General features: G+C 36.5%; 18 protein-coding genes. 11 read left to right on the plus strand and 7 right to left on the minus strand.

The genetic code is table 11. From position 1 onward, the window contains the following. Positions 1 to 33 precede the first annotated feature (33 nt). The 11 genes from HO345_RS03515 (at position 34) to HO345_RS03565 (ending at position 7951) form a co-directional block, all read left to right on the plus strand. Positions 34 to 264 (plus strand): DUF7336 domain-containing protein, encoded by a 231-nt coding sequence (locus HO345_RS03515; protein WP_253683895.1) that lies wholly within the window; start codon positions 34 to 36, stop codon positions 262 to 264. Between the two features lie 297 nt (positions 265 to 561). Beyond that, entirely contained in the window at positions 562 to 1611 is a 1050-nt protein-coding gene (locus tag HO345_RS03520) for a hypothetical protein (protein WP_253683897.1), read from the plus strand. A 390-nt stretch (positions 1612 to 2001) separates the two neighbouring features. Continuing rightward, positions 2002 to 2520: a hypothetical protein gene (locus HO345_RS03525; RefSeq protein ID WP_253684610.1), complete on the plus strand. Its 519-nt coding sequence runs from the start codon at positions 2002 to 2004 to the stop codon at positions 2518 to 2520. Positions 2521 to 2526: 6 nt separating this feature from the next. Further along, positions 2527 to 3069, plus strand: a complete 543-nt coding sequence (locus tag HO345_RS03530; RefSeq protein ID WP_253683898.1) for a hypothetical protein — start codon at positions 2527 to 2529, stop codon at positions 3067 to 3069. A 72-nt stretch (positions 3070 to 3141) separates the two neighbouring features. Next, positions 3142 to 3417: a hypothetical protein gene (locus HO345_RS03535; protein WP_253683901.1), complete on the plus strand. Its 276-nt coding sequence runs from the start codon at positions 3142 to 3144 to the stop codon at positions 3415 to 3417. A 37-nt stretch (positions 3418 to 3454) separates the two neighbouring features. After that, entirely contained in the window at positions 3455 to 4243 is a 789-nt protein-coding gene (locus HO345_RS03540; protein WP_253684611.1) for a hypothetical protein, read from the plus strand. A gap of 449 nt (positions 4244 to 4692) precedes the next feature. Next, complete coding sequence (locus HO345_RS03545; RefSeq protein ID WP_253683903.1) at positions 4693 to 5094, plus strand: hypothetical protein; 402 nt, start codon at positions 4693 to 4695, stop codon at positions 5092 to 5094. A 317-nt stretch (positions 5095 to 5411) separates the two neighbouring features. Further along, positions 5412 to 5786: a hypothetical protein gene (locus tag HO345_RS03550; protein WP_145475265.1), complete on the plus strand. Its 375-nt coding sequence runs from the start codon at positions 5412 to 5414 to the stop codon at positions 5784 to 5786. A gap of 421 nt (positions 5787 to 6207) precedes the next feature. Further along, complete coding sequence (locus HO345_RS03555; RefSeq protein WP_301338716.1) at positions 6208 to 7047, plus strand: DMT family transporter; 840 nt, start codon at positions 6208 to 6210, stop codon at positions 7045 to 7047. A 179-nt stretch (positions 7048 to 7226) separates the two neighbouring features. Further along, the gene (locus HO345_RS03560) at positions 7227 to 7529 is read left to right on the plus strand and encodes a hypothetical protein (RefSeq protein ID WP_253683907.1); all 303 of its coding nucleotides are present in this window, start codon (positions 7227 to 7229) and stop codon (positions 7527 to 7529) included. Then, entirely contained in the window at positions 7529 to 7951 is a 423-nt protein-coding gene (locus HO345_RS03565) for a hypothetical protein (protein WP_253683909.1), read from the plus strand. The genes HO345_RS03560 and HO345_RS03565 overlap by 1 nt, the downstream gene beginning before the upstream one ends. Positions 7952 to 8310: 359 nt before the next feature. Here the strand turns inward: HO345_RS03565 and HO345_RS03570 are convergent, their stop codons facing one another. The 7 genes from HO345_RS03570 to HO345_RS03600 all read right to left on the minus strand — a co-directional run bounded on the left by HO345_RS03570 (position 8311) and on the right by HO345_RS03600 (position 18245). Continuing rightward, positions 8311 to 9825: a capsule assembly Wzi family protein gene (locus tag HO345_RS03570; protein ID WP_253683910.1), complete on the minus strand. Its 1515-nt coding sequence runs from the start codon at positions 9823 to 9825 to the stop codon at positions 8311 to 8313. 323 nt (positions 9826 to 10148) lie between these two features. Then, positions 10149 to 10664, minus strand: a complete 516-nt coding sequence (locus HO345_RS03575) for a hypothetical protein (protein ID WP_366796658.1) — start codon at positions 10662 to 10664, stop codon at positions 10149 to 10151. Between the two features lie 40 nt (positions 10665 to 10704). After that, the gene (locus tag HO345_RS03580; protein WP_253683914.1) at positions 10705 to 11490 is read right to left on the minus strand and encodes an outer membrane lipoprotein-sorting protein; all 786 of its coding nucleotides are present in this window, start codon (positions 11488 to 11490) and stop codon (positions 10705 to 10707) included. Between the two features lie 95 nt (positions 11491 to 11585). Continuing rightward, positions 11586 to 13343: an ABC transporter ATP-binding protein gene (locus HO345_RS03585; protein WP_253683916.1), complete on the minus strand. Its 1758-nt coding sequence runs from the start codon at positions 13341 to 13343 to the stop codon at positions 11586 to 11588. Between the two features lie 16 nt (positions 13344 to 13359). Further along, entirely contained in the window at positions 13360 to 15102 is a 1743-nt protein-coding gene (locus tag HO345_RS03590; RefSeq protein ID WP_253683918.1) for an ABC transporter ATP-binding protein, read from the minus strand. Between the two features lie 28 nt (positions 15103 to 15130). Continuing rightward, the gene (locus HO345_RS03595) at positions 15131 to 17500 is read right to left on the minus strand and encodes an efflux RND transporter permease subunit (protein ID WP_253683920.1); all 2370 of its coding nucleotides are present in this window, start codon (positions 17498 to 17500) and stop codon (positions 15131 to 15133) included. Between the two features lie 91 nt (positions 17501 to 17591). Further along, positions 17592 to 18245, minus strand: a complete 654-nt coding sequence (locus HO345_RS03600) for a TetR/AcrR family transcriptional regulator (protein WP_253683922.1) — start codon at positions 18243 to 18245, stop codon at positions 17592 to 17594. Positions 18246 to 18289 lie beyond the last annotated feature (44 nt).

Raw genomic sequence — 18289 nt, forward strand, 5'->3', positions numbered from 1 at the left:
TATGCCTTATACAATACTGGAGGTAACTTGTAGATGAAAGAAATTAACGAAGTGTTTATATTAACTCATATACATGAATTTGAAGATATGAGAGCAGATATAAAATTAATAGGAATATATTCATCTAAAGCTGCTGCAATGATAACCATTACAAAATATAAAAACTTGCAAGGCTTTAGAGATTCCCCTGATAATTTTGTTATTTCAAAATACATTTTGAATGAAAGCTATCCTATGGAAGAATGTATTAGATTTTCTTTATGATATAAAAAGGCCGGAGGTAAAATGAAAACCTAATTGATAAAACCGTTAAACTAAAATAGAAAAACTATGAAAACAAAATTTAGTATTTTTTCACACCTCAACTATCTCACTCGGACAGCGATTGAAGCGGAATGCGCTGTACCGATACTTGTTTATTTTTATCTTTTGTGCAATAATAAAAACTATAAGAAAGCTTTGAGTTTTATAAGATATTATTGATAATAGTGATTATATTTTACGTATTGATATTTTTTCAATTAGTGAATAAATTTTGTTTTATTTAAAAAGAGGTATTATATGATAAAAAAAATTATTTTATTTTGTTTTGCTTTGTTAATATTGTTTTCTTGTAATGATGAGAAATCTAATATCGATTCTAAAGAATTTGGAAAAGAAAAATTGCCTTCTGGTATTCTTGGAATGGCTGATAAAAATAATCAAGATTTTATTGAAGGTGATGAAAAAAAACTCAAACGACCTGATTATGATCTTACATTGCCTTTAGAAGGAACAACTTCTTTATTTCCCACCGAACCTGATCATCTGAAAAACGGGTATAAATATAAAAGTTTGATTTCCCGAAAAAGATGGGAGAAAAGAGGGATCGAAAGGCAAATAGAATCACTACCGCCAGATGGTGATAATTGGGGACGAGTATATACTCTTGATGATGTAGGCAAGACCGAATTAAAGATTGCAAAGCTGTTTAATAAAAGTGGACAGGTTTTGATAGAACTGGAAGATGTTCCGTATATAAATATTTATCCTTGGAATATTAATGAATATGATGAAAAAAATCGTGTGATCCGCACTAATTATTCTACATTGCATGTTAATATACAGCCGTTTACAGAAGATTTTTATAAAGAATTAGAGTCAAAAAAGGCTCAAGGATATAGATTATACGAATATATGGAGATCGATGGAGTAGAAGATAGATGGTTATGTTCAATATATGATTATGATTCTAAAGATAAAAAACAAATTGAAAAAGATAAACTTATATATAAATATTCTTTATTGGATAAGCTTATGGAAAAAATGAAATCAGGAGAGGCTATCAATATTCCAAATTTAAATACCACATTTTTATTTTATTTTAATGAAAAAGGTTTGTTGCAAGAAATAAAACCTAATGAATATAGAGGTTGGTCATGTTCGAATATTGATTATGATGACAATGATAGAATACTTGGAGCTGTCTTTGATTTTGGAAATCCTAATTATATTGAACACTATGTGTTTACAAAGCATGATAGTTTCGGAAACTGGCTTGAAGCTGATGTGTATATTAATGATGATGAAGAACTATCTTATACTATATTAAGAGAAATAGAATATTATTAGATTAAAGTATTATAATTAGTTTTTGACTATTATATAATATTTATAGTAATAAAACTATGAAAACAAAACTTTGCATTTATTCACAACTCAACTATCTCACTTCTCGGACAGCGATTGAAGCAGAATGAGCGGTGCCGGTACTTGTTTATTTTTATCTTTTGTGCAATAATAAAAGCTATAAGAAACCTTCGGGATTCTTAAGGACAGAGCCCTTAAGCAGCTATTTTGAAGATAGGAAGGGGTATAGGGAAGGGTAACAACCAACAACGTTTCGAGGTAAAGAAACTTTTATCTGACAAAAGTGTCTTTCCTCCCCTAACCACAGCTCCGATAGACGATAAAGCGAAGAAAGATAACGAGAACCTGTCGAGCATGGGAGGCGTATACAACATGGTAAACTTGCATGTGTATCACTATGCAGGGTATTCGCAGCGCAGCTTCGAGCTATATAATCCGATTAAGTATGTGGATCCGGATGGGAAATTTCATTTTGCAAAACGTAATTTGGACGCTGCTCCATGGCTTGGAATATTTTCAAATAACCCTCTTGATGATTTATTTAATACGGAGATATCACATGAACACGTTTTTTTTGATGATGGTACAGGTGATAATATCGGATATTTTGGTTTTGATGGGCATGTAGATTGGAATAGTGAAGATGAAAATAACTTTCAGTATTCTGATAGTATATATTATGATGATGATCTTATGCGCAAGGCAATTGAGGAAGTGGGGCCCAAAAAGAATAAATATAAATTATTCTTTTTTGGAAAGATAGGTCCGGGTGATAAAAAATTTAATTGCCAAGATTATTGTGATGCGATAAGAAAAAAATATAATGAGTTGTTTAATCAACTTTCACCTGAAGAACAAAAAAATATTCTTGAAGAAAAAAAAGAGAATTGAAGATAAATGGAAAAAAGACAAAGAGAAAGAAGCTGCATTTCAACAAAAGTTGGAGTTGGGGTTATGATTTTTATAAATAAAATAAAGATGGTGATTATTTTTTTTAGTCTGTTTTTATTGATAGGATTAGTAATAGGTTATGTATATATGGTTGAAGACGATACGCATATTGATCGCCATATAATACTTATATACAATCAAATAGAGTATATTATGCCGTTAATACTAAACCCGATTATTCCATATAAAGTTGTTCTGTCTCAAGTTGGTGATGAGGAATATATTAATAGGCTGCCATTTAAATTAACGGCATGTATTTTTTCAAATGGTAAAATTATAAATACTTATACTATAGAATCTTTAAAGCTGGGTTATAGATTTGAAAATGATAAAAAATTGGAAACGATCACATTACGTGATATGTTGAAAATTCCATTGTTACAAAGATTTAGATCTTTAGAATTAAGAATTTTTATTGAATGGGAAAAAGATTTATATGTTGCTGAAAAATTTGAACTGAAAATTATTACATCTTTGGGTGAAATATAGATATTCTTATTTGAAGTTCAAAATCTAAAATATTGGGGATTGATAAAATATGTTAGCATAACAGAAAAAACTATGAAACCAAAACTTTGCATTTATTCACAGCCCAACTATCTCACTTCACGGACAGTGATTGAAATGGAAATCCTTTTTGCGGTTTGTTTAAGCAAAAAGCAAGCTCTGATCGGAGGGAAGAGCCTTGCCCGTGAAGACAAATGCAGCAAAAAGATTAGAACGGTATTGGTGCAGCAAGCCTATAGGCGCAGCTTCGAAGCAAGCACGGTATCACACTTGTTTGTTTTTATATTTTGTGCAATAATAAAAGTTATAAGAAAGCTTCGGGATTCTTAAGGGCAAGGTGCTTGTACCGGCCCTTTAAGCAGCTATTTTGAAGATAGGAAGGGTTATAGGGAAGGGTAACAACCAACAACGTTTCGAGGTAAAAAAACTTTTATCTGACAAAAGTGTCTTTCCTCCCCTAACCACAGCTCCTGTAAATGACGAAGCTAAAAAGCATAATGAGAGCTTACCGGACATGGGCGGTATATACAACACGGTAAACTTGCATGTGTATCATTATGCAGGGTATTCGCAGTGCAGCTTCGAGCTATATAATCCGGTGAAGTATGTGGATCCGGATGGGAGAGATGTTGTTATGGCCGGTATAACTGTTACAGTTGGTGCAGGTACGGCTCTTTCATATGAAACTGGAATAATATTGAGTATTGATAAACAAGGCAATTATCAAATTGGATCGTATCAAATATCTGGAGGGGGATTCCTTGCGGGGTTTGGTGCCAGTGCAGTTGCTTCTTTTTCTTGGGCACCATTTGCACAAAAGATAAACTATATGGATGGTATGACAGAAACTATAGGTGGTTCATACAGTTTTGGCCTTTTCGCACTAGGGATGGATGTAAATATTCCTTTAGAAGGTTCGGTATGGAATTTTTCTATTTCACCACATCCAGCTGGTATTGGTAGTCCTAAAGGGCTGGAAGGACATGCTCTTGTTATGACAACAACAACTAAATTATACGGTGAAGGAAGATCTTTCTTAGAGGCGTGGAATAACGCCTTGGAAAACGGACTATTAAATAATTTACCTAGCGATGCGATTAAACATTTTAAACGGGCATATATGGAGCACTTCAAAGAGGATTTTAATTTAGATTAACATAGTAGGATGGTCTATGATGTTGTTATTTGATATTTTTTTTACGATATTCATGATATCGCATTTTATTTGCATTGTTTTGATTGCTGTTTTTAATATTAGGTATCGATATAGAGTGTCAACTCTTCTTGCTAAGTATGGATATAATGATTTGGCCCATAATATATCATACATAATTGAAAAAAGAAAGAATTACTCTAAACCATTTTTATCATGTAAAGATAGTAAATTTGAAGATAAAGTATGGAAAGAATTCTATAAATTAAAATTGGATAAAAATAAAGGTGATTTATATTGGATTCATAAATTTTATAAATTTCTATCATATTTTATAATATATGTTTGTGGTTTATGGTGTATATTGGTTATAATAATACTCATTCTGCTTTATTGCTGAGTAATACCTCTCACAGAAGTAGATATTGAAAGGAAAGGTTATAGGGAGGAATATGAAAGAACGAATTTTGATGAATTACAGTAATAAAATAATTATGATGGCATTTTTATTTCTTTTTGTCGTATCCGGATTATCCGGTAAAAAAGTAATTGACATAACCGATATAACAGTAAAAGTTGTTGGATGGATTAACGAATATAAAAATATTTACTCGCGATATCCAGAATCGATATCGGAGCTATTAGATTCAAATATTGAAACACTGGAAGTTGATCATCGAGAACGATATCAAGCTTATGAAGAATATGGTTTTTTGATAAAATTTGACAATAAAAATTTGATGCTTATATTGGAAGATCGAAAGAAAAATAAAAAGTGTATATATAATTTTATTACCGAAAAATATAGGCTATATATTGATGGTGAATTTAAAGATGAGTATTCCGTTAAATAATGCAGCAAAAAGATTAGAACGGTATTGGTGCAGCAAGCCGATAGGCGCAGCTTCGAAGCAAGCGCGGTGCCGATACTTGCTTATTTGTATATTTTGTGCAATAATAAAAGTTATAAGAAAGCTTCGGGATTCTTAAGGGCAAGGTGCTTGTACCGGCCCTTTAAGCAGCTATTTTGAAGATAGGAAGGGTTATAGGGAAGGTAACAACCAACAAGGTTTCGAGGTAAAGAAAGTTTTATCTGGCAAAAGAGCTTTTCCTCCCCTAACTATTACGCCAACTATAGATAAATTTAAATTTTCACAGGAGTAAAAATGAAATGATTTCTAATATTTTGACTGTAATTATGTTTATTTATTTCTTAGTTTCTGCAATCATATATGCAGTTCCGACATATAGATTTTGGAAACGTTCGTATGCTGAAATGCTGGAGTATTTATATTCAAAAAATATGGTAGAAGAGATAAAAATAATTGAAGATTGTGTATACGGTATATCTAGTCCTGCAACACATGAAGCTTTAAATAATTTTTATGAAAAAATAACGCAGGATGAAGTTTTAAATAGTTTAAAACAAAAACATTTAAACGGAAAAAAATTGGGTATTAAAAGATTTATTGGATTCTGTATCTTCTTATTTATTAGTGTTATAATATTTACCGTTATTTTGTTTTTATTAGAGAAATTTAAGTAGGAATGCATATAGAGATTTTTAGAATTTTTTATAATAATTCTGCAAGTATCAAATTAATAAACTGCGTATATACATAAAAATAGAAAGCTCGGAGATAATAAAACAGCATGAAACCAGAACTTTGCATTTATTCACAACCCAGCTATCTCACTTCTCGGACAGCGATTGGAGCGGAAATCCTTTTTACGGTGTCAGCCATGGCGGAGTTGATAGTTGTTTCCTTTTATATTATAATGATAAGCAAGTATTGGCAGTCCGCAGCTCAAAGCTATAATCACCGCCATCCGTGGCGGGGAGAGAGAAAAAATTAACCGCAGGTGTACTTTATGTACGTTGAGGTTTAATTTTTTTGAAACGCCGCAGCAGGAGGCTCTATTTTTAAAAGAAGCAGGAGGTATCCAAAATTAAAATATCAGGTTTTATAGATGCTGCGGCTTCAGCCTTTATTTTTGGGCTCATGCCGCTTTTTACAAAGATTTTATTCGATTTAGGTTTAAATCCTATAGGCTCCGGTTTTTACAGGATGTCTTTGTCCTTGATTTTTATCTTTGTTTATTCAAAATTTTCAAAAATTGATATGAAATTAAATAAAGAAGATTTTTTTGTTCTTTTATATTCTTCTATATTTTTTGCTCTTACAAGTATAACCTTATTTGCCTCATACAAATATATAAATTCGGGAGCCGCAACCTCCATACATTTTTTATATCCCGTAATAATTTTTATTTTTTCTGCCTTTATTTTAAAACAAAGGCCTTCAATATCTGAAATTATATGTATAAGTTGTGCGGTATTAGGCTTATTTTTTCTCGGCGATTTTAAAGATGTTTCAAGTACAAGAGGTGTTATCTATGCCGGTGTTTCTGCTTTTACTTACAGTTTTTATTCATTTAGTTTGGAGAAGACTAAAAAGATTAATCTTGTGAAAGTATTGTTTTATGTAAACTTATTCGGCAGTTTTATGATCTTTATTTTTTCTCTTTTTTTGCCGGAAAAAATTTCATTTAATTTTAGTCTTCCCCAGTTTGGCCTTCTTATTTTGTATTCCTGCATTTTAACTATAGGAGCAACTTTTTTATATCAAAAAGCCGTCGCTAAGATAGGGGCAAAATACACTTCAATTTTGAGCACCTTAGAGCCGGTTACAAGCCTTGCGGTCAGCCTTTTATTTTTAAAAGAAAGCATGACATACATCCAAGTTCTTGCTGTCTGCATGATTGTTTTTGCTGCATTTGTGCTTATTAAGCTAAAAAAAGCCTAATGGGTATCTTTAAAAATCTTGTTGGATTTTTAAAGATACCCGACGAGTTTTTCATAAGTCTTTATATATCAATGACTTATGAAAAACGTCGCAAATAAATCTAATGAAAACCTCAAAAAACTGAAGGGTACCTCTAAAAACCCCCTTTAAAAAGTATTAAAAAGATGATAAACTGAGGTATGAAACAAAAAGGATTATTTGATGAAGAAGATCGTCTAAGAGTATTAATCAAGTTAGGCGATAGTCTTGAAAAATTAAACGGAAAAATAAAAATTGGAAATTCTAATCTTGGAAGAATTATTAATGAAAAAAGGCTTGATGGAGTAATAGAATCAGGTGCAAGAATTTTATTAAATTCTGACCCTACAAAAGCTACTGCAAATTCAGCTTATGCAATGGAAGTTCAAAAATTAGCAGAGAACGGATATGAATTTGTAAAAACAGTAGTTAAAGAAGTTGAATGCTGGGAGGGTATAAAATAATGTTTGCAGGAAAAAATCTAAACTATGAACAATTGATTTGTTTTCTAAAAACATATTTCCAATATGAGTTGTTTGAAAAGAATAATGAAGAGGGAAGTTTGTATTCAAAATATTATTTTATAAAACCAGGTTTTCCGGATATTCAAGTGATAATTGAAAGAGGTTATTTGGAAATCGATATAAAGGTTGAAAATAATTTCTGGAGTATTTCTAATGTATATAAATATTTGCATCATAAAGAAATAGTAAGAGGAAGGTATTCTTCTGATAAAGACTTACTAGAAAATTTTGAAAACGAAACAAAAAACTATCTCAATGAAATTTTTATAAATTGGGATACAATTTCAAATGATAGATTAGAGAAGTTTTATAAAGAGTTTCCACAGTATGTCTTTGTTTGGATAAATGGCTCTGTAAAATAAATTATATAATATTATTGAAATATGATATAGTAATGGAAAAATATAACAGGTAAAAGGTAGAAAAATTATACGCTTAAAATCACCGCCGTCCGTGGCGGAGAGAAATTGGAAAAACAAAATTGAGCTGTCCGCCGCTCAAAGCTGCTTAGGCACCTTTGAGCTTCGAGTTTTGCCATTCGGTAAAACATCGGAGATTGAACTTTTAAATTTACTAAACCGCTCCACTGACAGGACTTTTGAAAATAGGCGGAGCAGATACAAGGAGCCTAGTAAAAATAAAGCGGAGGCGTATCGGGTATACGTCGAGCATTTATTTTTGCGTAGCGACGCAGGAGATGCCCGCATATTTTCAAAAGAGGTTACCAGTTAAATCGTCCCTTAACCCATATAGAACTTATCTTGTTTAATTGTGCAAAGTCTCCTTTGCCGTCATAGCCTTTGGTGTAAAGGTCTCCGCCCAAAATTACATGCATGTTGTCGGTAAGGGAATAGTCAACCGCATAAGTACTGAATGTACTGCCGTAGTTTATATCGACTGCTCCGCTTGCAGAGACTTTGAGCGTGTCCCGCAAAAATGTTTTGCTTATATTGAGGCTGACAAAACCCTTGTGCATAGGCCTTTCTATATCGTCCTTATGGTTTAAAATTAGATCTTCAAAATACTGTGCACTAAGTGTCCAAGAATTCTTAATCCAATCAAGGCCTGCGAGTGCCAATAGCTGGTGTTTTTTAATTGCTGAATTAAACTCAAGCGTAACATCATCAGGTGTCTGTATTTTTAAATCATTGATAGACTTTTCTGTAAGCAAATTCTTCGGTTCAAAATACCGTCCTCCGATATAAGCGGTCTCAAGCCTGATCGTTATATCTCCTGCAGGAATCGCTGCGTCAATACCGGCCATTCCGATACGGTAATATTCTTCGTTTAAATTGGTGTGTAGTTCTTTTGGTACATATGGATTAAGAGGTCCGAACGGAGCGGCAGGATTAAAAAGCCCTTTTTTCGCATAGCCGCTTTTTACAAAGCGAGGGTTTTTATCCCAGCCGTAAAAACCGGAAACTGAAAAATCTATGCCGGGTAAAAAGAAAGAAAGGCGAGCGGCAGCTTCCGTGTCGGTAAACATCTTGGGTTTAGCGCTTTCGGTTTTTGTGTACTTAATTGGAATTGAGCCAAGCGGTGTCTTGGTATCGTAGGTGGCCGGCGTATCGATATAGTATAAGTCATCCTTTGCACCGTCTTCAAAGCCGAAACGCGGCAGTTTGTTCGGTGTAAAAAACGGAACGGCGACCGCTTCAAATGTAAAAATATCGTGGAAAAATCTTAAGCGGATACTGTCTGACGCGAGTTTTGTATCATCGGAAGAAAGGGCTAAAAAGGCGGAAGAATCTTTTGCACTCAGCACATCGGTAAGGGAAAAGCCGTCTGCCTGTCCCCAGTTGATGAGCTGTCTTCCGAAACTTAAATCCCAAATCTCACCCGAATAGCGGAAATAGGCTTCATTAAGTTTAAAGCCCGTGCGTGCGGGATTGCGGTAATTGTATTCTGCCGAGGCTGAAAGAAAGGCATAGGCCGAACCTGCAAGAACTTCTCCTTTTATTTGAGCAATAGAACGGGACAGACTGTACTCGGCTCCTTTGTTCCATCTAAGACCGTGGGCTGTTTCCAGTTTTCCGCTTACCGTAAATACCGGTTTTCCGTTGTCATCTTCCAAATCATCAGTAAATTCTTCATCATCTGAATTATCGGCTGCTTGATATTCGGATAATGTTCCTCCTGCTTCCTGTGCACCGCACGGAAATGTTAATGCAAAAAATAACATACAGAATGTAGTACCTAACAAGAACGCTTGTCTGTATTTTCGTATCGTTTTCATATCTTTATACCTCCCATAAAAACTTTTGCAGCAAATATCAGAGCCTTTCGGCTCTGTTCTGTAAGGAAATTTTTCATCGTATCCGCTAAAGCGGATAGCGAATCAAATCCTGAAAAAAGTTTTTTCAAGTAGTTTTGCTTTATGCAAAACTACATACAATAATGCGATGTTTGCCGATGAGGCAAACTCGAAAGATAAACGGTGAGGCACTATTTGTGCCGAACTGTTTATCACACCTCCCATAAAAACTTTTTGAAAAAAGTTTTTTCGATATACAGCTTACCGTAAGAAATCGTTTTCTGCTGTATACTTTTATTTAAGCCTTAGAAGGAAAACAGAAATTGTATCAGCATTACAATGCCTGTTTGAACCAGAGAAAAAAACGGCACTATTATAAACGGCCACAACAAAAAATGCTCCGGTATTCCTATAACCTTCATCCAATTTTTTGTTTGATAGATTGGGTTATCTTCTGTTCCCGGAATGACAATCAACTTAGTCCACTTTTGGAATAAAAGACAATCCAACAAGAAAAAATCTCCGAAATTAACGATAATCCAATGAATATATGCGGTACAAAATAGTAGCCTAAATGTATGAATTCTGCCATATAATGTACTGCTTACTCCATAAAGCCAGCACGCTCCCATTACTATAACCGTAAATATTTTATTTACCCGTTTTTCTTTTTTACTCATCGGTTCAGGTGCCGCTTTTTGAATCCCCTTAGGATATGAATCCATTAAATATCTTGGGTTAGCTATTACAAGAGCCGCCGCCGAACCGTTAAATATGGCCGCCATCGCTATGCCGTCCAATATTGCCCTGATTATATCCAGATGAACACCTCCTTTTTAAAAAAAGCCTTTTGCAAAAGTTCTACCTAATCTTCCCTTCCTCAAGCGAATTGACTCTAAAATAAGAATCGGGTATCTCTTTGTTAAATTCATGTTTTAAAATTTCAATTATTGTACTTCGTTTTTTTTGCAAGTTGTTCATTTCCATTTTGTTTGCAGTCCAAAAACCGTCTTTTTTTTCGATACCGCTGACGGTAAGCACCTTTAAAATAGAACCTTGCTCATCATAAAATTCTACCTTTATGTTTAAAAGAGATTCCTTGTCTATCCATGAAACATATTTTGAGTACATGGATTTTTTTACAGGAACGGATTCTATTTTCCAGCAGTCCTTGGAATCGATTTTTTCTTCGCCTAAAAGACTGTGTTTATAATCGTCCACTTTGCGGTCTCCCATGTCGTCGTATGTAAATTCCGTTCCCATAAAGTCATCTTGGTTTGATGAACCGCTTATGCGTTTAGCTTTTTTTAATGCAGGAATATAAAGCCAGCGGTCATCGCTTTTTGAACTGTCATCATAAGAGTATGCAAGATAACCTGTGCCCTTTATATCTGCAGGAAGTAAAAACACCATGACGGTTTTTTCTTCATTTCCGTAATCTTTTGAATAAGCTGTAACTTCCCGAACTCTTTTTTTTCCGCTTGAGTTTATAAGGGTCATCCTCATTTTAAAAGAATCGGTTACGGCCTTTTCCCTGTTACTTGCTTTTTGCATTATTTCTCTTCCCGTTAATTCCTGTGCAAATGCAAAGCTCACTGCTGCTGCCGCAAATAGGGCAAAAGCAATCAAATGTTTTATCCTTTTCATATTAACCTCCAAATAATTTATAATTCCTAATTATTGAAATCACTGTACTTTAAACCGAATTATCCTCTCCGGCTTATTGCCTCTGTATATTTTATCTACACCTGCCACGATGCAGCTTTTTCGCGCATACCGACAAAGTTAGCATAAATACCGTCCTGCTGCATCAACTCGGAGTGTTTGCCGTGTTGTACGATATTTCCCTTATCCATGACAAATATTTGACCGGCGTTTTTGATAGTTGAAAGCCTATGCGCAATGATGATTGCGGTTTTGTTTTTTAAAAGTTCATCGAGGGCACTCATCAACTTTTCTTCGTTTTCGGGGTCTACACTTGAAGTCGCTTCATCGAGAATAACAATGGAGCTCGGTTTGAGCATTGCCCTCGCAATGGAAATACGCTGGCGCTCTCCGCCTGAAAGATTGCTTCCACCTTCTTGCAGCACGGTATTATAACCATCCGGCAGCTCCATGATAAAATCGTGGCATTGAGCGGCTTTTGCCGCAGCGATAATTTCTTCATCGCTTGCATCTGGTTTTCCGAATTTGATGTTGTTCTTTATCGTGTCTTCAAAGAGATAGACATCCTGAAATACAAATGTAAAGTTCGATAAAAATGTATCGTATGCAAAATCTTTTATATTGGTATCGCCGAGTCTTATTTCACCTGCATCGACATCCCAAAAACGGGCAATCAGCTGGCAAAGGCTTGTCTTCCCCGAACCTGAATAGCCGACCAAGGCGGTTACGCTGTTTTTCGGAATATACACATCCAAGTTGCGGAAGAGCTTTTCCTCAGTGTTCTTTTTTCCGCCGTATCCGAAGGTGATATTCTTGACGGTAATATCGTCATTTCCATGGGGCCGGAGCGAACCTTCCGGTAAGGCTTGAATATTTTTAACCTTAAAGAGCGTATCCAAGTTCTGTACCGCTACGCCGCGCATTCTCTGCATTGTACCGGCTATTTCAAAACCGCCGAATACCACAAAGCTCGCGACAATCAGCATCAGCGTTTTTTCAATATCTATAGTCCCAATCGAATAGCGGTATAAGGCGTTCACGATAATTGCGGTTGTTCCTAATTTTAGCAGCAAAGAAAAAACCAGCAATGAAGGTGTCAGAGTCTTTTCTACGGCAAAGAAACCTGTTTTGCTTTTTTTAATACTTTCCGTCACATTTTTGAGTGCTTCGCTTGTTCTGCCGAACGCCTTTACCACGCCGATTCCTTGCACATACTCCAAAATATCGGTACGCAGCTGCAGCTTAAGCTCAGTCAGTTTTGCCGTTACCGCATCCGTCTTTTTTTGGAACAGATTATTGAATACAATCGCTACTGCAAGGGTAACAAAAATAATGCAGCCTGTTACCATATCAAAGGGGAATACGAACAGTGCCATGATAACCGTTTGAATGCTTCCTGCAAACATCATTTCGAGAATCATCATGTCGATTGTTTCAACATCTGTGATAACCGTTGTCAATGCACCGGAAATATCTCCGAGTCTGCTTTCGGAAAAATATCCCATGTGCACATTTTTTAACTTATCCCCGATGACGAGCCGGTTCTCCGCTCCCATAGTATACGATGCGATATTTTTATTTCGGTCGGAAATATACCCAAAGATAATCTTTCCTATTATGCCGATAAGCATAATACAGAACACCGTAATGCTGTTGTTTTTTGTAACCGGCAGCGCCTGAAACACTGCACGGCTCAGCGTCAGTAAAAAATATCCGAGTCCGCCGAGAGTGAATCCTTCGAATATGCTTTTGAGCATGTCGCAGATAAACATCGTTGTTATGCGCTTTGATTGCTTTCCCGCAATCGTGTATATCTTTTTCAATAAATCAAACATTTTAGCATTCCTCCAATTATCCGTTATCCCTGCCGCTGATATGGGACTGCCACATTTTTTGATAGAGCGGTGAATCTTGTAACAGTTCGGTGTGCGTTCCCTCTGCGGCAATCCGGCCCTTATCCAGCACGATGATTTTATCCGCATTGACAATCGTGGAAAGCCGGTGTGCAATCATAATAACGGTCTTATCCTTTACGAGGCTGTCGATTGATTGTTGAATAATGGCTTCGTTTTCAGGATCGGAGTAGGCGGTTGCCTCATCGAGTACGACAATGGGACTATCCTTGAGCAGTGCACGGGCAATGGTGAGCCTCTGCCGCTCACCGCCTGAAAACTTACTGCCTGCATTTCCCGCATTGGTGTCATACCCGCTGGGCAGACTTTTGATAAAATCATGGATGCTTGCTTTTTTGCATGCGGTTTCGATTTCCTCGTCCGTTGCATTCTCTTTTGCCATCCTGAGGTTTTCCCGAATGCTCTTGTTGAATAAAAAATTTTCCTGCGACACATATGTAACCAGCTGCATGTTCCGTTCCAAACTCATACTGCCGATGTCGGCGCCGCCGATGGTGATGTGTCCGCTGTCGATATTCCAAAAGCCTGCCAGCAGTTTTGCAATGGTAGACTTGCCGCTGCCGGAAGAACCGACAATCGCAGTCAACTCGCCTTCTTTGGCGGTAAAGTTCAATCCATCGAACACCTTTGTACCGTCCTTGTCAGCGGTACCGGCTGTTTCGCACAGCGCTCCGCCGTAGCCGAATACCACATTTTTAAAGCGCACATCAAAGCCTTGCGGATCGGGGGCCGTATCGTGCCGTATCAGTTCCGGTAAATCGAGCACCGATTTTATTTCCCCGAATACGACACGCACATTTGCCATCGCATCCGTATAGGCCATCGCTTTTAAAAGCGGCTTGTATGACGCATACGAAAGCAATATGCACATAATCAGCGTAGGAATTGTAATCCCTCCGGTCATAAAGAGGTAAAGCCCTACCGGTAATACGATAAGGAGCGTAGACGGCAGAACCTCCATCGCAGCTATCATGGCAAAACATACGCTTAAATACCAGTCGAGCATAGAGTCCCGATTGTCCTCCACCGCTTTTTGAAATTTATCATAGGAGGAAGCCGATTTATTAAAAGCCTTGATAACTTTGATGCCCTGAATATATTCGACGGCGGCGGCATTCATTTTTTTTGACGCTTCAATGTACCGCTTGGACTTTGCTTCGTAATCTTTCATCATCAGCATCGAAAAAAGTATACCGAGCGGCAGTGTTACAAGGTTTGCAAGACCGATCTTCCAATTTAATATAAAAATGATAACGACAATGACAACCGGAATGAGCACATTCGCCAATACTTCAGGGATTACATGTGCAATAGGTTTTTCCATCTTATCAAGTGTTTCTACCACAAATTGAGACCACTTGCCGCTGCTTTTTTCTTCTATTGTGCCCATCGAAAGGCGGCTAAGTTTTTCCACAACCTTTTTCCGCGTATCTTCGATGACACTGAAGGCAAGATTATGGGAACCGATTGTCGATATAGAATGCCCGATAAGCGCCCCTGCAAACCCTGCAAGAATAAGCCCTGCATAAGGCAATAAAACGCGGTAATCCGTGACACCGTTTATCAGCTGTGTTACAATAGATGCAACTGCAAAGTACGGAACAATGCCGCAGGCAACTCCGATAATTGCGAAAAGCACCGGAAAGATAATTGCTCCGATATGTTTTTTTAAGATATCCATAATAGCTCCATGTGTAAGTAGTTCATAATTATTTTTCCTCTTTTCCGAAAGGTTTGGTTATATAAATCAATACCGGTGTCATCAAATAGTCGGCAATGAGAGCCGAAAAGAGACCTACTGACGCTAAAATTCCTAAACGCAGGAATGCATCTATTTTGCTCGCCATGTACATTAAAAAAGTAACCGACAAAATTATCGTAGTCATTGCCAAGGTTTTTCCGATAGAATAAAAAGAACCGACAATCGCTTTATCATAAGAGCCTTCTTTTTCAAATAGGTACTTTGTATGGTTGGTAAAATGGATTGTATCATCTACCGCTATACCGAGAACCATGGGCATAAGTGCCATTGTTACCATGTCAAGAGGAACATGGAAGTAGCCCATAATTGCTCCTGTCGTAATAATCGGCATAATGTTAGGTATAAGACCGATAAGTCCCATTTTAATACTTCCGAATACAATCATCATTAAAACACCGATTGCTGCAAGGGAAGTAAAAAAAGAATTTATTTCCCCATATACTATTTTGTTATTCATCTCTGCGGCATGGGCTGCAGCTCCGGTTAAAAAGGCTTCGGCATCAGGGAAAAGTTCCGCACATTTTTTATAGACGCTTTCCAAATTGGCGGCAAGTTCATTTCCGTCAAAGGCGGCAACATCGACGGTCATTCGGAGAGTCCGGAATTCGTCATCAACCCAGCGGGAAGTTTCTCCACCCGATATTTCGTATAAAAACAAAAGCTGTGCCAACAGGTCTTCATCTTCAGGTATTGAATAAAAGGCCGGATCATCGGCATGCATGGTTTGATTCATATCTTTTACAACATCTAAAATTGAAAATATTTTCGGCACTCCGTTATTCAGCTTTGTCAATTTAAAGCCCGATATGAGGCGGCTTAACTCTTCCAGTTTTTTTAAGTTTTCCGGTTTTTTTACGGCATCTTCTTCTTTAAATGTCAGCATAACATTGTAGTTAAAATAGGCTCCCAATTGAGAATGTGTAATTTCATAAATGCGTTTTACATAGGGGATTCTGGTTCCCATAAAGTTAAAGCTGTCCATGTTTACGGTTATCATAAAAATACCGGGAAGACAAAGGGCTGTTACAAGTGCAAAAACAATTAAAATCGGTTTTCGTTTTTTTAATACGGACCTTCCGAACTTTTCAAAAAAAGAATCAAGTTTTTTATATCTTATTGCACTCTTATTTTGTTCAGGAGGACAGTCCTTTCCGAAACTCATCAAAATAGGAATTAAGATGCTCACATAGACATAAACTGCAAAAACCATAGCGGCGCTTGCAAGCCCCATCCAATGCATCGGCTCGAGGTCAACCGTTAAAAACGATAAAACGGAAGCAACTGTCGTAACAACCGTAAAAAATAAAGGCCAGCCCGTATTTTCTATTGAATCGATGACGGCTTCTTTACGTTTTCCTATTGCGTAAAAACTGTTTCTAAAAGAATTTACAAGGTGAATTGAGTAGCCTACCGAAAGAGCCATTGCAAGAATTATTGGAACGGAAAGCATTTCGGAACTTCCTTCAATATTTAAATGTCCCATAAAGCCCAAAACTGAAACTATTGCGCCTGTGGTGGCTATGATAGGTACTATCGTACCTCTTAGCGAGCGTGCAAAAATAACCAGAAGAATTATCATACACATAAAACTAAGACTTACGCATTTTTTTATATCTGCGTTCATAACAATCTTTTCTTCCGTTTCAGTGTAGGGTAGACCTGCAGGTTTTATTGTGTAGGCAGAGCTTTTGTATTTGGGATTTGTTACAATATCGATAGCTGTTTCTCCCATGATATACATAAGCTCCTTATCCGAAGTTTTCATCCATTCTTCTCTACTCGGAGTTGCTTTAAGCGAAAGAACAAGCCAAGTTTCTTTTGCATCGCTTGAAACCAGTTTATTTACAATGGATTTTCGGGATAAAATAAAATCCTTTGCCTTTTTAAGTTCGGCAGCATCTTCAGGAATGCCGTCTATAAAGGGATTTTTTATTTCGATTCCTTCTTCCGTTCCGACGCTTATATCGATATCGGTGATAGAAGTAACCGAATCGGCGTACGGAACTTTTTCCAAAAGTTCGCTTCCGATTTCCTTAATCATTTTTAAAACCTCAGGCTTAAAAACATCATCGGATTCTATAAGCAAAACTATGGTGTCATTGCTTCCGAAAAGCTCTTTAAACCTGTCTTCATGTTCTTTCATCTGAGCGGTTAGGTTTACGAAGGCTTCTTCGGTCATTGATGAGGCTCTAAACTTTTTTAGGCCCATTGCGGCAAATACGGTTAGAGCTGCTAATAAGATAACTAACAACCAGCGGTATTTTAATTGAAACTCGCCGATCCTTTTAAAAAATATATGCAAACTTTCAAGTTTCATAGTACAAACCTCTTGTAATACTAACAATTAGTAAACACCGTTTACTAATTGTTAGTATAGCCCTACAGTAAAAATTTGTCAAGAGGAAAAATCAATTTTCTTTGTTTATTTCCGTTTCCGGCTGCATAATTTTATTCCAGCAAAAATACATTACATCAGTCAAGATATCTATAAAGGATAGGGCTTTTTTATAAGAATATTCATGTGTGATGATTTCAAAAAGAGGTGTTAAGGCGGTGCTGTAAATTAAGTGAAGCTGGTCGTCGTTTAAGGGCTGGACATTTATACCTCGTTTTTTTAAGTCGGCAATGAATTTTTTGCATGCTGTAACATCAGTCATGACGAAATCGTGACGGATGTTTTCATATTTTGTTCCCGCCGAGCGGTTAAATAAAAGCCTAAAATCATCGAAGCGGCTGTAAACCAGCGTACATAAATTCTGTAAAGATATGCGTATTGCTTCTTTTGTTGATAAAAAGTCTTTAGTTTCGTATAAATGTATTGCTATTTCGGAAAAATCGGTACCGATACTCAAGGTTTGTCCGATAAGCGGCTGTACGAGAGCTTCAAATATTGCCGCCTTTGACGGAAAATGTTTGTACAAAGCCCCGGCCGTTATGCCGGTCATTGCGGCAATGGAACGCATCGATGCTTTTTCAAAACCGTTTTGCAAAAACTCAGCTTTTGCATTTTTGAGAATTTCCGTGTAGGTATCGCTTTTCTTTTTTGTTGATTCAGCCATCATTTATATTATAGGCATCAGTTTGAAAATTGTCAAAGGGTTATCTT

The sequence above is a fragment of the Treponema denticola genome, assembly GCF_024181645.1.
GTDB classification, from domain to species: Bacteria; Spirochaetota; Spirochaetia; order Treponematales; family Treponemataceae; genus Treponema_B; species Treponema_B denticola_A.